The following is a 14,231-nucleotide window of genomic DNA, read 5'->3' as shown; positions in this document are numbered from 1 at the left end:
GGTTGCTGCCTACGCGTTGGCGTAGGCGTCACCGACCGACCCGACCGACCCGATCGACCGTCGGAGATCCGAGACCGCCAGTGCTTCCACGAGTTTTACTGCGGTGTATCGAGACCTCACATCGGAATGATGTATCGCTCCACCGACCGGAAGACCTTCGCGAGCCCGCAGAGCGACCGCGGGCCGGATCGCCTTCTCCGCAAACGTGGCGTCTTCGCTGGTCGAGCATTCCGAGCCGAGGACGCAGCCGGCGTAGGCATCGACGACGAACGCGGTAGACGAACATCGGTGATCAGGCGGATGTAGGTGAATCGGCCATGAGCCGCGTGTTCTGCGCCAGAACCCGAAACTGCCGGTCCGCCAGGTCGGTCGCTCTCGACGCGGCCTGGTTCGGTTTGGTCATGCCGACCTTCTTGCCGCGCACGATCAGCCACTGCTATCGCGGCCGCTAGTCGCACGAAGAAAGATGTTGCCGCTTCGCGGATTCCGATCGTTCCTCGGATTCCCTATTCGTGCGGTGCAGCTGGCAAATCTCCCTCGCTGCCTCCGTCGACACGCCTTCGGCGCCGCCGGTGTCGACCGCGGCGCGGCGCACCCAATTGCGCAGGGCTTACGGGTCGCTCCGAGCCTCGCAGAGACCGCTTTCATTCCGCCGAAATGCGTGGGCACCACACCCGGGCGGTTCATCTGCCGGAGCTGCCTGGTCGCGATCATTCCCGTCGATCAGGGCTTATGGGTGGACTGGCAATGCCGAAGCAGGCAGTGCGAAACGGCGCCACCCAGCGACGGAAGCGGAGCAAAGTGCAGCCGGAGTAGTGACCGAGGGAGTATCTTCGGTGGCCGATGCCTGCCAACCGCCCCTGCACCACAACCGCACTTTCCTCGGCCGTAGATGGGCGAGACTGCTCATGTGGATGGTGTCGTCGCACGTCGCGGTTGCTATCGGCCGACTTTCGCCGGGGCGATATCGCTCGGTTGCCAGAGGGTCGCTCGCGCGTCCCGGGATCGATCGAAATCCTCTATTGACACTGCGTGAGCAGCACCACATACTCATACCCAGAGTGTCTGGTACTTGCAGTAGTGCACAAGGAGGTGCCGTGAGCAGGGTGCGCTCGATAATGACCCGACGAGGTACGTCATACCGGCGAAGCCATTCCGATCATTCGGAGAACGAGCTATGCCGGATCGTCGACACTTTCCTAGCGGGCGCGCCAGTTGCGTTGCGGAGCGATACTCTTGGTTAGGACGGGAATCTGTGGTAATGCCTGAACGTAGCGCGCTATCGACGTCGACGAGGTTGCTCAGGGAAAACTTTTCCGAAACCGTAGTGTCGGCGCTCAGAACTTTTGGCCGGTCGACGCAGATGGCTTCTGAGTCGGCTGCGGGAGCAGTAAGCGATATCGTTCGTTTGAGATTCCAGTGGCGAGAGGCACTGAATCAAGCTTGGTATCTGATCACCGTTACTGCGATTCCGGCCATCCTGATGGCCGTGCCTTTCGGTGTCATCGTTTCCGTCCAGGTCGGAAACTTGATTCATCAAATCGGGGCGGACTCCCTGCTCGGTGCCGCTGGTGGATTGGGTGTGATCAAACAGGGCGCCCCCATGGCAACAGGGCTGCTGCTGGGTGCGGCCGGAGCGGCCGCAATCGCGGCGGATCTGGGTGCACGTAACATTCGCGAAGAAATCGATGCCATGCGAACGATGGGCATCAGCCCCTTGCACCGACTCGTTATTCCTCGGATGGTGGCGATGGTTTTCGTCGCGCCGATGCTCAATATCTTGATCATCTTCACGGGCGTGATAGCTGGATATGCGGTCGCAATCGGCCCCCAGGGAGTGACCCCCGGCAGCTACTGGGGAACGTTCGGCTCTTTCACCGTTGTCGCGGACATCGGTGTCTCGATAGCCAAGTCCGTGCTGTTCGGATTCATCGTGGTCGTGATCGCGTGCCAGCGGGGGCTCGAGGCAAAAGGCGGTCCGCGCGGAGTGGCGGATGGCGTGAACGCGGCTGTAGTTCTCTCCGTAGTTTCCATCGCCATCACGAACCTCATAATTACTCAGCTGGTGTCGATGTTCCTTCCGACGAGGCTGGCCTAGATGTCGGAGGTAAAGGTTACTCCACCTCGGCTGGCGAGGCTCAGGAGAAGAATAGCGCCGTTCGGAGCGCGCATCGCGCCCCTGGAGTCGATCGGTTTCGTACTCGCGTTCGTTTGGGAGGCGCTGTCCGCGATCCCGTTCACGATCAGGCGATATCGAGCCGAGACTATGCGCGTGATCACGGATATGACATGGGGCCAAGGGTCCATTATCGTCGGCGGTGGAACTGTGCCGATGCTGGTGGTACTCGGTCTGGTGATCGGAGGCTCGGTCGGTGTAGAGTCCTTCACCACTCTCAACCTGATCAGCATGGGGCCGGTGACCGGCATCGTTTCGGCCTTTGCCAATACACGGGAACTTGCACCGATTGCTGCGGGCGTCGGGTTCGCCGCACAAGCCGGATGCCGTATTACGGCCCAAATCGGCGCTATGCGGATCTCCGAGGAGATCGATGCACTCGAGTCGCTTGGACTGCGATCGATACCGTTCGTTGTGACCACCCGGGTCATCGCCGGGGCCGTGGCAATCATTCCGACATTCTTGATCGCCTTGATCCTGAGTTATGCCGCTTGTCGCGCGGTGATCGTGCAACTTCATGGCCAAGCCGCCGGTGTCTACGATCACTATTTTTATCAATTCATCAGCGGCTGGGATGTGACGGCCTCGGTGATAAAGGTTCTCGTATTCGGGACGGCTGTGATTCTTATCCATAGCTATCATGGGTTCTTCGCCGTTGGTGGGCCAGAAGGCGTCGGAATCGCATCTGGACGTGCTGTCCGAGCAAGCTTCGTGGCAATCATCGGTTTGGATATGGTGTTGACCCTCCTCCTGTGGGGCGTCAACTCCTCCATCGAATTTACGGGGTGAGAAACGATGTCTCGCTATGAAATGCCGGGTGTGTCGACATCGAAGCGGTCATCGGTCATGCTGGGTGTTCTCGCCGTGATCACAGTGATCGTAGTAGCCTTGACCTGGACTGTTGTGATGGCCCTACAGGATGATAATCGAATAGTGGTACTGCTGCGTACCGAGTCCATCGGCGACGGAATCACCGTCGGAACACCCGTTCGATTCGACGGTATCGAGATAGGTGATGTTTCGGCGATCGAATCGGACGATGGGGCGAAACAATTGATTCTCAGACTGGAAAGCGCCGAATCGGCAGGTCTCACGGACGGGCTGTTCGTCGACTACTCGCCATCGAACTTGTTCGGCATCAGTGAAATTGCGCTGAAACCAGGTGATGGTGGGGCTCCATTACGGGATGGCAGTATCGTCGATTTGACGGGGCCGCGAGCCGACCGGCAACGAGACGCAACGATGGGTGTTCTCATCCGCAGCGTAGCTCAAGCAACTGGAGACATTCTCGTCCCGGAATTGACCGAGATCCTGACACGGGGCGCGACAATAGCCCGGCAATTCACACCTCTCATGGAGGCAATCGTTGTATCCAGCCGGAACATTGCTGAAACCCAGACGATGCCGATATCGCAGCTGCTGGACCAATACGGTTCCATGCTAGTCGGGACTGCATCGATGATCGACGGTACGGTCGGCCTCATAAATCGGCTCACCACGATCGAGATCTTGAATACAGATCGTGAGCTGTTCGATTCGACAGTCAATACTGTAGGTCGGGAGTTCTTTCCTGGGCTGGCGGAAACTCTATTCGCGGCTCAGGGTCATCTGTCGGACTATGCGGCTATGCTCGCTCCGGTTCTGTCAACGGCAACTAAAATGGTACCTACCCCCGGCGCCTCGAGCATGCAGCTCACTGAACTCCTATCACGTCTAGACCGATCATTCACGTCGACTCCAGACGGTCCGATTCTGAACATCGAGTTGGTTCTCGATATGGTTCCAGCGTTCACCGCGTTCTTGCCGGGTCTTCCGCCGACATCCAACATCGGAGGTGGCCGATGACAAGACAGCGAAGTTTTCTGGCGACCAGCGCAAAACTTATCGTGTCTGCCGTCGTGATCACTGTGCTGCTCGCGATCATCGTTCAGACGGTGCAACGCCCCGTATCTGGAGACGTGGTAGAATTCTCGGCTGAATTCGTCGACGCGAACGGCCTCAAGGCCGGCGACGATGTCCGTATGGATGGTCTTCGAGTTGGCGAGGTACGATCGATTACCTTGGATGCCAGTGGTCGAGCGGTGGTTGGATTTGCGGTCCAGCGCAATCACCCGATCTACGAGAACACTGTGCTGGCGATTCGCTATCAGAACCTCGTAGGACAGCGATATCTCGATGTTCAACAATCATCGCCGACCACAGCGGAGTTGACGGCCGGACATAAGATCGATATTGCCAACACGATCCCGTCGTTCGACATTACGGATTTATTCAACGGCTTACAACCGGTACTCGCAGAGCTGTCGCCCGAAGCGGTGAACAAGTTCGCAGAGAACATGATCGCTGTCATCGAGGGAGACGGAGCGGGCGTCGGTTCCGTCCTCGACTCTATCGAAGCCTTGTCCAACTATGCGCTGGACAGGCAAGCGGTAGTCACCGTTCTGGTCGGAAATCTCAAAGAGATATCCGACCATATCGGTGGCCGATCCTCGCATCTCGTCCGACTTGTCTCGGAGCTGGCCTCGGTTGTGTCCACGTTGCGTAGCAAGGTGGATGGAATTGTCGAATTCGCCCTCATGGCACCAGACGTGATCGCGCCATTGAACGGCCTTCTCGAGGCCTTCGGCTTGACGGCCGGACCTAACGCCGATGCCGATGCCCTGTTGGGGGCAGTATTTCCGGACCCGGAACAGGCGGTCGAGGTGCTGCGGAAGCTGCCGGCCGTTCTCGAGACACTGAATGCGTGGGTTCCCGCCGATGGACCGGTCATCAATCGTAACTGCTCGAACGGCAACGCCGAAGTTCCGGCGCCGTTACATGTGTTGATCAGTGGGCAAAGGATCTCGATATGCGAGCGGTGATCAGTAAGCTATTCCGTGTTCGCGGGGGTACCGCGTTGCAGACGGTGAGTGCTCCCCTTCGAAGCATGGACCGAGAATTGCGCTGGGCTGCCGTCGGGGCCGCAGTGATGGGAGCGGTCTTGACGGCGAGCGTAGTAGTCTACGTAGTACCTTTCGACGAGTCCACATACTGGGCGGAAATGCCGGAAGTGGGCTCGGTCAAGGTTGGCGATGACGTCCGAATCGCGGGTGTGCCGGTTGGTGCGGTGAAGTCCATCGAGCTGAGCCGAAGGAACGTTCGAATGAGCTTCACCGTCGACAGCGACATCTTCATCGGTGACCAGACGAGTCTCGATATCCGTATGCTGACACTGATCGGCGGCCGCTACCTCGCGGTGACGCCGGCGGGGAATTCTGCGTTACACTCGTCCATTCCCGCCGAGAGGGTCCATCTTCCGTACAGCTTGGGTCGGACTTTTGAGGACGCGATTCGGCCGATCGATGATATCGATGGCGATACGTTGCGGCAGAATTTGACGAACATGAACGCTGCGATTGCCAGTGGACCGTCCGGCATTCGCCGAGCAACAGAGGCATTCGGATCTCTGGTCGACATCCTCGACCGCCAGAACCGTGACATTTCGGACACGCTCGCGATGGCGGACGAGTATCTCGGCGCGATCAACGAGTCGAAGGCGACACTCGGCGGAATGATCGACAGCGTCAATCTGATGGAGACAGTGGGCCTCGACAAAAAGGCCGAGATCTACGAAGCCGTCCGGCTGATGGACGAGCTTCTCGCGCGTATCGCGGGCCTCGAGCCGGCGTATCGATCCAGGTTGCAATCCGTTGCGCGAGCCCTGGCCGACGTCATCCCTGAGCTGGAACGTCTGGGTGAAGAAATGGGACAGGTTGTCACGAATACGCGCGACCTACTGGCGCGGCTCCAGCCGATCGCGTCGTCGAAGGATGGGCTCGTGGTCGACCAATCCGCGACAGTTGTCCAGGTACCGTCGGTGTGTATTCCGGTCCCCGGAAAGGAGTGCTGACGATGAATAAGCTCTTGGCGTCCCGGGGTCTCATGTCCGTTCTCGGTGTCGCGGTCGTATGTGCAATTCTGATCGTCGGATACTTCGTGATCATCGAGCCTCCCAAGAGGATGCGTAGCTATTGCGCGAATATGCCGGATGCAATCGGCTTGTACGCCGGGAACCATGTCACCATGCGAGGGGTCAGAGTCGGCTCGGTGACGCGTATCGAACCTCATGGTGACATGGTCCGTGTCGAATTCGAGGTAGAGGTAAGCCATTCGCCCCGCGGTCAGGTGTCAGCTACCACCGTATCCGACACAATCGTCGCGGACCGATCGCTTGCATTACTCGATGACAGCGAAGCCGAGCATGAATGGGATTCTGGACAGTGCATTACCCGTACACTGACGCCAAAGAGCATGTCGCAGACTATGAATGCGCTGGGCAACCTCGCTGCAGAGATCACCGATGGAAATGATTCGACACAGCGTGAAAGGCTTGCGGATGAGCTCGCGGCCTTAGATGCCGCATTATCCGGAACAGGACCTGAAATGAATGATACGATCCTCAAGTTGGGTCGTGCTCTCAATTCCCCCAATGCTGCTATCGGGCATATCGGTGCGCTTATCGACTCACTGCGATCATTATCGGACAGCATGGCCGGCGGATGGGGCGATATCAAGGCCATGATCACTCGTCTGGCTCCAGGTCTCGAAGTGATCGATCATGGCATCTTTGAGCGCACCGTGTCGATTATCGATTCGTTGCGGATCATTGTGCCATGGTTGAACGAGATTACTTCAATGTTTGGTGACCAAATTCTCGAAGCGTTGAACGCGACAGTCCCATTAGCGCGTCTCGCCCGTGCGAATATCGGCTCGGTACAAGAAATAATCGACCTGACGCCACCGCTGGTGCAGGCTTTTCAGAGGGCGACGGCGCAGGAGGGTGGTTCACCGATCCTGACTTACGCGGCGCCGGTGGCTCAGCTGCCGCCGGCGGACGCAGAGCGGGTATGCGCGGCCATCGAGCGTGTCGTGCCAGGTAGCTGCAAGTCCGCTGAGAACGAGTTGGAGAAGGTTTCGGTTCTTCCGTTGATATTCGGGACGGCAGGTGCGCGGTGATGGTTCTGCGACGAGTCGTATGGGCGCGATCTGCTCGTGAGCGTGGTGGTCGGTTCATCGCTGCGGCCGCGGTGGCAATGGTGTGCATAGTTCCCGGATGTGGATTCGATCCCGCGGAGGTTCCCGTTCCGGGGACCGGAATTTCTGGAGACCGGTACGGTATCCGGATTCTGTTCGCTGACGCCTTGAATCTGCCAGCGCGAGCGAAGGTTACAGTCGATGGTCTGCGAGCAGGGGTCGTGCGCGATGTGTCACTGGTCGACGCGGGCGAGGACCACGACGGGTATGTTGCCGTCGATGTCGACCTGATGGCGTCGGTTCGATTGCCGGTCGGCACCACCGCTGAACTCCGCCAGCCGACGATACTTGGCGATGTCTCCATCGCGCTGATGACTCCGCCGACCGGCACGCAGGATGCCCTTCCCCCGGGCGCCACCATCGGATTGGACAAGACGAAGCCGCTGCTGCAGGTTGAGGACACCATGAACGTACTCGCGACCTTCGTCCAAGGAGGAGGGATTCAACAGGCTCAGGAGATAATGAACCGCGTGAACGGGGTGCTGCCGATCGACACTCGGCAGACTGCTTCGATATCCGAGGTAGTCGGTGCGGATATCATTGACCTGGCCAACCACCTGGATGCCGTCGACGCAATGCTGAACGGTCTGCGCGCGAACACGGACGTGGTGCAGCGTAGAACCCCTGAACTGGAGTATTTGCTGACCGAGTCGGGGGTGAGTCAGGCCGCTGCTTCGATGACTTCCATGATCGGGTTGATCACGTTGTACGACGGATTCAAATTGCTCACAGAATCTCTCCGGTGGGTCGGCCCCCTGGCGCAATCGGGCAATGAGGCCGCACGTGCCTTCGTGCCGCTATTGTTCACTCGCCGCCCGCTTGATCTGAACGCCCCCTCGAATTTGAACAAAGCCGTGGCCATTTTGCGCGAAAAGGTTATTCCATTTGTTGAGCGCGGTCCGAAGGTTGATATTGTAGGCATTGAAGGCGTCGGCCCCATATCGGACGACGATCGGATAGACAGTATTCTTGCGTCGCTGCGGATGATCGGAGTGGTTCGATGAAGTCGAGTTCCGTGCTATCCCTGGTGTCGATCGGAATCGTGCTGGTCTTGGGCACCGCATACCTAGCATTCGGTGTGCTTCGAGTTGATTGGTTTTCTGGCAGGACTGTTGTGACCATGGCTCTGCCGAGGACCGGGAGTTTGCTACCCGGTTCCCCGGTCCTGTTGAGAGGAGTGAAGGTAGGAGAGATCGACTCTATCGACAAGGCCGAGCGTGGTGTCGAATTGGTGCTGGGTCTCGATCCCAAGTACAGGGTTCCTGCGACCGGCAGCGCTACTGTTGAGGACCTTTCGGGGTTGGGGGAGCCCTATATCGAGTTCGTACCGGATACTGATGCCGGGCCCTACCTGGCCGACGGTCAGCGTATCGACGCGGTTGAAGTGGTTCTACCCCGCTCGATACCTGATGTGGCGCATACTGTCACCCATCTGGTCGAGCAACTGAACCCACAGGCGATCAGCAATATCGTCAAGACCTTGGATCAGACGTTGTCGGGAACGGAAGCCGTGATGCCGCGTCTGGCGGCATCGACAACGCTGCTTTCGGAAACGATTCTGAGTAGGTCACCCGAAATCCGTAATATCTTGACGAATTTGCAAACAATGGGTGCTGATATGGAGTGGGCCGAGGAGTCGATGACCGCCGCCGGCCCTCTGTGGGAGGAAGCCGGAGCGTGGGGCGCACTCATCGCGGACTCTCTGGCGCGACTGTCTCGAATCGGCAATATGCCCGGGGACTATATCGAAGGAAACGGACTTATTCCCTTCCTTGATAAAGTGACGTCTTACATCAATGAGATCGGCCCCGATCTTCGTGATCTGGTCCCGGCGGTACAGCCACTGGCGGAAAGCGCGTCGAACTCCATGGCGCAAATCAACATAAGCGACCTGATAGATCGTGCACTCAGTGTCACGGGGGACGGTGCTTTGCGAATGCGGATCGCCGTCAAATAGATGTGAAAGAACGAGAGACACCGGAGCTGATTATGCCCACAGAAGATTCTCATGATACTGACCGCGAAGCTGCGGAAGAAAAGCCGGTTGACGCGGGTGTGCCTCGGACGTCGGTCAAGGGTGGCTCGAGCGCACGCGGGTCGGAGAGGTCGTTCTCGATAAGCCTGCGTTCTCTGGCCTTGGGAACCGCAGTAGCCCTCCTTGTTGTCGCGGTGGCCGTTTCGATTCCGTTGTGGCTCTCGGCTAGGAGCGAGTTGAAAGATCGGGACGCTGTCGTAGCCGCGGAGAAGCGCGCCGAAGAAGTAGCGTCTGAGTATGCAGTCGGAGCCTCGAATATCGACTATCAGAATTTCGACCAGTGGGTTCGTGGTTTGAAGTCCAACGTCTCGCCCGTTCTTGCAAACAAGTTCGATGCCACTGCTCCGCAGCTGAAAGAAATTGTGCTGCCACTGAAGTGGAGTTCTAGTGGAGTTCCCATCGCGGCGACAGTGCGCTCCGAACGATCGGGTGTCTATGTCGTCAATGTGTTCCTGAATGTGACATCGAAGAGTGCGCAGATACCGGAGGGTGCGCAAACGACTGTTACCTATACCGTAACAGTTGACAAGAATCTGGATTGGAAGGTAACAGATGTCGGTGGTGTCGACTCGGCACTCCCGGCCAAATAGTCACCGGGGTTTTTCGACGTTGAGGAGCTTGGAATAATGACTTCGATTTCCAGCGCGGGTGTTCCCTGCCGCCGACTCGCTCTCACACGGGACGACGGTCCGACATTGCAGATCACCGAATGGGGCTCGCAGACCCCGCGAGTGACTATGGTCTTGACCCATGGACTCGCGTTGTCGCACGAGAGTTGGGAGGACGTTGCTCAGCTTGTGATCGCTGCGGACCCGACTATTCGCGTCGTCACCTACGACCATCGGGGACACGGGGATTCGGAGTCGGCTCCGGCCAGCCTCGAGATTCTTGCGGACGATCTTGCGACTATTCTTTCGGAAACTGTGCCTACGGGTCCGGTCGTATTGGGTGGTCATTCGATGGGAGGGATGACTCTCATGGCCTTGGCTGAACGTCACAGTGAGGTGCTCGGACCGAGAATCCTCGGCGTCGCGTTGGTGTCGACAGGGGCGGGCGATATTCTGGGAAATATGCTGCGCAGCAAATTCTGGCGAAGGCTGATAATGCTGGGTCTGGAGGCGCTACCCTATATCAGGATTCCTTCCCGGCCGCTTTTCCTGATGCGGCAGTCGACACGAGGCATCCTATTCGGAGCGCGTCCTCGTCGGCACGATATGAACCGTGCTGTGCTGCAGCTCGCGAAGAGCAATTCTCGCAATGTCGCGGAGCTGACCCGTTCGATACTCTCTCACAAGCGTTACGGCGTGCTGGGCAGATTCAGCTGTCCCGTCGTCGTGCTGGTCGGGTCTCGTGACCGCCTGACCCCCGTTCATCACTCGCGTGCGCTTCGGCATCGTATTCCAGGGAGTCATTTGGTCATCTTCGAAAAGGCTGGGCACTACCTGCCCTACGAACGCAGCGGTGAGGTGGCCGTCCATCTCCTCGGATTGACTCGGGAAGCGCGCATACGCGAAGCAACCGTCGCATAGCGGCATTAACATTCGTCATACGCTGAGGGTAACGATAGGCGAATAGTTCGCTATCAGAGCTTGATATCGGTCCGGGAACCGCGGAACGCCCTTTCTCAACAGCCGGATGATGACTGTCAGGGTAGTGGGTGCAGCCGCAGCGCGCTGGGGCCGATGTCGTATAGTCCAGCGCCGGCTGCCGGTGCCGCTAGTTATGGTCGGCTTTGAAGCCACCGATTTCAATGCGGGTTCCAGCTGGCTGTTTCAGCGGTTGCGGCCCGGCGCGCGGGTTCGCAACCTTGTTGTCGAACGTCTCGGCGAAGCTGTTGTTCAAGGTTGTGCCCGGCGGCAGGTACCGAGCTACAGAACATGCTGGTCACCATCATCGGTCCGCCGCCCCGGTTCTAGGTTGGACAACGGTCGGGAGATGATTTCGGTTGCCCTGCAACCAGTTCTGCGCCGACCGGGTCGGAGTATCCTGAGCGGTGACGGGACCCGGTAGTCGGTCCGCCGCGTGTGAGAACCAGTTGTAGGGGATGCAGGGTTGTAGCGTATCCGGCTGGGGCGTTGCAGCCCAGGCCGGAATCTCTTCGGCGGTGATTGTATTCTTCCTTCCAGTCGCTGATCACGACGCGGGCTTGGGCCAACGACCAGAAGCTGTTGATGTTGGGGCATTCGTCGCGTCGGCGGCGGCTGAACCATTCAATGTAGCCGTTGCGGCAGGGTCGGCTAGTGTGACGAACGCTGAGCAGACCCGTTCCGCCGCCCAGTCGCCTGGCACGCGAAATTGGTCTGTTGCCGCAGCGCAGGGCGGCGGGGTAGTTGCGATCGACAGCGATTCGTTGATGAGTCCGTCGGCGGTGATCGATCGTTCCACCAGCCGGCCCAAGCATTCGCGGGTGTGTTTCATCGACGATGGAGACGATCTGGACTGGGCGTGCGTCGTCGCTGGCATCGAATCGGAAGTCCACTGCCCATACACGGTTGGGTGCCCTTTGCCTCCGTCGTGGTGGTGGTTTCCAGGCGTTTCGGCGCCGCAGCGGCCCTCGTAATCCCTCGTCGCGCCAGAGGCGTTGGATTTTCTTGTGATTGACTGTCCAGCACTCGCTGCGGGCGCCGTGGTAGGCGCGGCGGAATCCTTGCCGTGGATGGGTTTCGTCCAGGCACGCAGCCATTCACGCAAAGCCGCATCGGGATGTGCGTTGGTGTCGGTGGTTCGAACGCGCCGTTGTGTACTTCGATGTTCGCCGGTAACCGGCAGGCGAACCTTTCGCGGACCCCGAGCACCCGCACCAGGTGCGCCACGGCCGCCCGCCGGCGTTCCGGGTCTAGAAGGTTCCCTTGGCGATCTCGTTCAATGCAGCTTTCTCTAGCTTCGCCTCGCCGAGAAGACTTTTCAGAGTGGAGTGTTCGCGTTCGGGGCCCTTCAACCGTTTGCCGTCGCCGGCCTTCAGCCCGCCGAACTGGTTGCGCCACCGTTAGTAGGTGGCCATGGTGATCTGCAGTGACGGCGACTTCCTTATTCTCGCCCAGCAGGTGGACGGCCTTGCTCAGCTTGCGCACGGCCTGTGGAGGTGTGTGCCCTTTTCGTGTCGCCATAGTCATCGAGCGTTCCTGCCCACTACGTGGGCGGCAATGCTCTCACAGCCGCCGGACCAAATGTCATCGGGTCAGGTCAGACGAATTCGCAAAGCGCGCACCACTTGAACCTACCTATCCTCGATGATCAGACACTGCCCATTCGACCTACGGGCCGCTATGCGATGCATGGGGGACAACGCAACTGACTATGGATCGAGTGTTCGCCGCACTGATGCCATCGATCGGTCATTGGCGTGGGCATCCGATCGACTGGTTCGAGCGGCGTGTGTAGGCCAGGGGAGGTGACGTCGGCGGCGCCGTCGGATACCGCTTTCGGCGGCTTTTCGTGGAGGGGAAAGTGGGACGAGGATCAGAACCCCGGCTATGGTGATCGCTGCCAGCGCGAGCGCCGAATGTTCCACCCCACTCCAAAAGGCATCCTTCGCATAGTCGGCGAGAGGCCTTCCTACATTACCGGCACGCTCAGCGACTTCGAGGGCACCGGCCAGGGAACTGCGGACCGGAGCGCGCGCGGGCTCGGGAAGGCGGTCCAGCACCTCGTTGATCCTCGAAGTATAGCTCGCGGACAAAATGCTACCGGAGACGGCAATGCCGATGGCCGCGCCGACTTCGCGAGTCGCGTCGTTGACCGCAGCGGATACCCCGTGCTTCTCCAACGGTGTGTCGAGCATGATCGCGTTGGTCGCGGGGGCGGCCGACAAGCCCAGCCCGGCGCTCATGATCAACAGGGGCCAGAGAACGTCGAAGTACGACGAACCGGTGTCGAGGCGAAGGATGGCGAGTAAGCCGACGGCGATGGTCAGAAGACCGGTCGCTGTCGTCACCCGCAATCCCGCCCATGCAGCGATTGCCGGCGACACGAGTGACATCACGATAAGCGGAACGACCATCGGCGCCAGCGCCAGCGCCGAGCCGAGGGCATCGAACCCGAGGATGAGCTGGAAGTGCTGTACCAGTAGGTACATCACACCGAAAGTCACGAGGAACTGGATGGTTATCGATAGCGCGCCGCTCGAGAAGCCCCGGCGGCGGAACAGGCTCACGTCCAGTAGCGGGTGCTCGGCACGCACCTCGGTGAGGATAAATGCCACGGTGCCGATTACTCCCGCCGCACCTGCGACAAGAACCCGGACATCCGTCCAGCCGCGCGACGGACCCTCGATGACCGCGAACACCGACGTGCCGATGGCGAGCACGACCCAGAACATGCCGAAAAGATCGAACGGCGGGAGTTCGGCGTCCTGTGAATCAGGCACGGTGAAGGCCAGAACCAGCAGTAGTAGTGCGACGACGGTCAGACCGACGAAGATCGAATGCCACGACCACTGGGTAAGAAGCAGACCGGATCCCACCATGCCGATCACGCCACCCGAGCCGGCGATCCCGGCCCAGACTCCGACCGCGTACGACCGCTTCTCCACTGGGAGGTTGCTTGTCAGAAGCGAGAGGGTCGCCGGCATGACGAAAGCTGCTCCTGCGCCCGCCAAGGCCCGGGAGGCAATGAGTGCCGCAGGAGTATCGAGAAATACAGGCACAACTGAAGCGGCCGCGAAGACCGCCAGGCCGACGATTAGAACGCGTCGGCGCCCATACCGATCGCCGATCGCGCCAGCGGGCAAAACCAAGCAGGCGAGGACCAGCGTGTATCCGTCGACGATCCATGTGAGAGCATTTTGATCTGCGCCGATGTCGAGCGCAAGGGCAGGCAGAGCGGTGTACAGCGCTGCCATGGCCGCAACAACCAATGCTACTGCGGCACAGGTTATGGCCAGCGTCCAAGCCGCGGAGTTGCGGTCGCGAAGCCGGTCTCCAAAGCTGATCATGTCGGTATCCTGGT

12 protein-coding genes and 1 pseudogene are annotated in these 14,231 nt (G+C 59.4%); 10 read left to right on the top strand and 3 right to left on the bottom strand.

The window, feature by feature from the left end; all coding sequences use genetic code 11:
- Positions 1-292: 292 nt before the first annotated feature.
- Positions 293-424 (bottom strand): hypothetical protein, encoded by a 132-nt coding sequence (locus tag CRM89_RS32035; RefSeq protein WP_255220970.1) that lies wholly within the window; start codon positions 422-424, stop codon positions 293-295.
- A gap of 837 nt (positions 425-1,261) precedes the next feature.
- Between CRM89_RS32035 and CRM89_RS18545 the strand changes: the two genes are divergently transcribed.
- From CRM89_RS18545 to CRM89_RS18500, 10 genes are all read left to right on the top strand, one after another.
- Positions 1,262-2,098: an ABC transporter permease gene (locus CRM89_RS18545; protein WP_036542646.1), complete on the top strand. Its 837-nt coding sequence runs from the start codon at positions 1,262-1,264 to the stop codon at positions 2,096-2,098.
- Complete coding sequence (locus CRM89_RS18540) at positions 2,099-2,965, top strand: ABC transporter permease (protein ID WP_036542649.1); 867 nt, start codon at positions 2,099-2,101, stop codon at positions 2,963-2,965.
- Positions 2,966-2,971: 6 nt separating this feature from the next.
- Positions 2,972-4,021, top strand: a complete 1,050-nt coding sequence (locus CRM89_RS18535) for an MlaD family protein (protein ID WP_081505339.1) — start codon at positions 2,972-2,974, stop codon at positions 4,019-4,021.
- Positions 4,018-5,037, top strand: coding sequence for an MlaD family protein (locus CRM89_RS18530; protein WP_014349805.1), 1,020 nt, complete (start codon positions 4,018-4,020; stop codon positions 5,035-5,037). The genes CRM89_RS18535 and CRM89_RS18530 overlap by 4 nt, the downstream gene beginning before the upstream one ends.
- Positions 5,038-5,102: 65 nt before the next feature.
- Positions 5,103-6,065, top strand: a complete 963-nt coding sequence (locus CRM89_RS18525; protein WP_048833144.1) for an MlaD family protein — start codon at positions 5,103-5,105, stop codon at positions 6,063-6,065.
- A 2-nt stretch (positions 6,066-6,067) separates the two neighbouring features.
- A complete protein-coding gene (locus CRM89_RS18520) occupies positions 6,068-7,171 on the top strand; it encodes an MlaD family protein (protein ID WP_127516261.1) in 1,104 nt (367 codons plus the stop codon).
- Positions 7,171-8,253 carry an MlaD family protein gene (locus CRM89_RS18515; protein WP_217439867.1) on the top strand — a complete coding sequence of 361 codons (1,083 nt, stop codon included), beginning with the start codon at positions 7,171-7,173 and terminating at the stop codon, positions 8,251-8,253. The genes CRM89_RS18520 and CRM89_RS18515 overlap by 1 nt, the downstream gene beginning before the upstream one ends.
- Entirely contained in the window at positions 8,250-9,206 is a 957-nt protein-coding gene (locus CRM89_RS18510) for an MlaD family protein (RefSeq protein WP_014349808.1), read from the top strand. The genes CRM89_RS18515 and CRM89_RS18510 overlap by 4 nt, the downstream gene beginning before the upstream one ends.
- A gap of 32 nt (positions 9,207-9,238) precedes the next feature.
- Complete coding sequence (locus CRM89_RS18505) at positions 9,239-9,874, top strand: hypothetical protein (RefSeq protein ID WP_178128354.1); 636 nt, start codon at positions 9,239-9,241, stop codon at positions 9,872-9,874.
- A 105-nt stretch (positions 9,875-9,979) separates the two neighbouring features.
- On the top strand, positions 9,980-10,813 hold the full coding sequence (locus CRM89_RS18500) for an alpha/beta fold hydrolase (protein ID WP_158682527.1): 834 nt from the start codon (positions 9,980-9,982) through the stop codon (positions 10,811-10,813).
- Positions 10,814-11,340: 527 nt separating this feature from the next.
- Here CRM89_RS18500 and CRM89_RS18495 read toward each other — a convergent pair.
- Together CRM89_RS18495 and CRM89_RS18490 are read right to left on the bottom strand one after the other, a co-directional pair.
- A pseudogene (locus CRM89_RS18495) lies at positions 11,341-12,397 on the bottom strand (integrase core domain-containing protein); the annotation flags it as partial.
- 182 nt (positions 12,398-12,579) lie between these two features.
- A complete protein-coding gene (locus CRM89_RS18490) occupies positions 12,580-14,217 on the bottom strand; it encodes an MFS transporter (RefSeq protein ID WP_054811359.1) in 1,638 nt (545 codons plus the stop codon).
- Between the last annotated feature and the right edge of the window lie 14 nt (positions 14,218-14,231).

This window comes from Nocardia sp. FDAARGOS_372 (genome assembly GCF_002554515.1).
Classification (GTDB): domain Bacteria; phylum Actinomycetota; class Actinomycetes; order Mycobacteriales; family Mycobacteriaceae; genus Nocardia; species Nocardia farcinica.
Note: the sequence above shows the minus strand (reverse complement) of the source record. Positions and strands in the feature narration are given on the sequence as shown.

Coding starts and splice junctions, on each gene's coding strand:
- CRM89_RS18505 (WP_178128354.1), top strand. CDS start 9,239: ATGCCCACAGAAGATTCTCATGATACTGACCGCGAAGCTGCGGAAGAA.
- CRM89_RS18510 (WP_014349808.1), top strand. CDS start 8,250: ATGAAGTCGAGTTCCGTGCTATCCCTGGTGTCGATCGGAATCGTGCTG.
- CRM89_RS18525 (WP_048833144.1), top strand. CDS start 5,103: ATGGACCGAGAATTGCGCTGGGCTGCCGTCGGGGCCGCAGTGATGGGA.
- CRM89_RS18535 (WP_081505339.1), top strand. CDS start 2,972: ATGTCTCGCTATGAAATGCCGGGTGTGTCGACATCGAAGCGGTCATCG.
- CRM89_RS18540 (WP_036542649.1), top strand. CDS start 2,099: ATGTCGGAGGTAAAGGTTACTCCACCTCGGCTGGCGAGGCTCAGGAGA.
- CRM89_RS18530 (WP_014349805.1), top strand. CDS start 4,018: ATGACAAGACAGCGAAGTTTTCTGGCGACCAGCGCAAAACTTATCGTG.
- CRM89_RS18490 (WP_054811359.1), bottom strand. CDS start 14,217: ATGATCAGCTTTGGAGACCGGCTTCGCGACCGCAACTCCGCGGCTTGG.
- CRM89_RS18520 (WP_127516261.1), top strand. CDS start 6,068: ATGAATAAGCTCTTGGCGTCCCGGGGTCTCATGTCCGTTCTCGGTGTC.
- CRM89_RS18515 (WP_217439867.1), top strand. CDS start 7,171: ATGGTTCTGCGACGAGTCGTATGGGCGCGATCTGCTCGTGAGCGTGGT.
- CRM89_RS18545 (WP_036542646.1), top strand. CDS start 1,262: ATGCCTGAACGTAGCGCGCTATCGACGTCGACGAGGTTGCTCAGGGAA.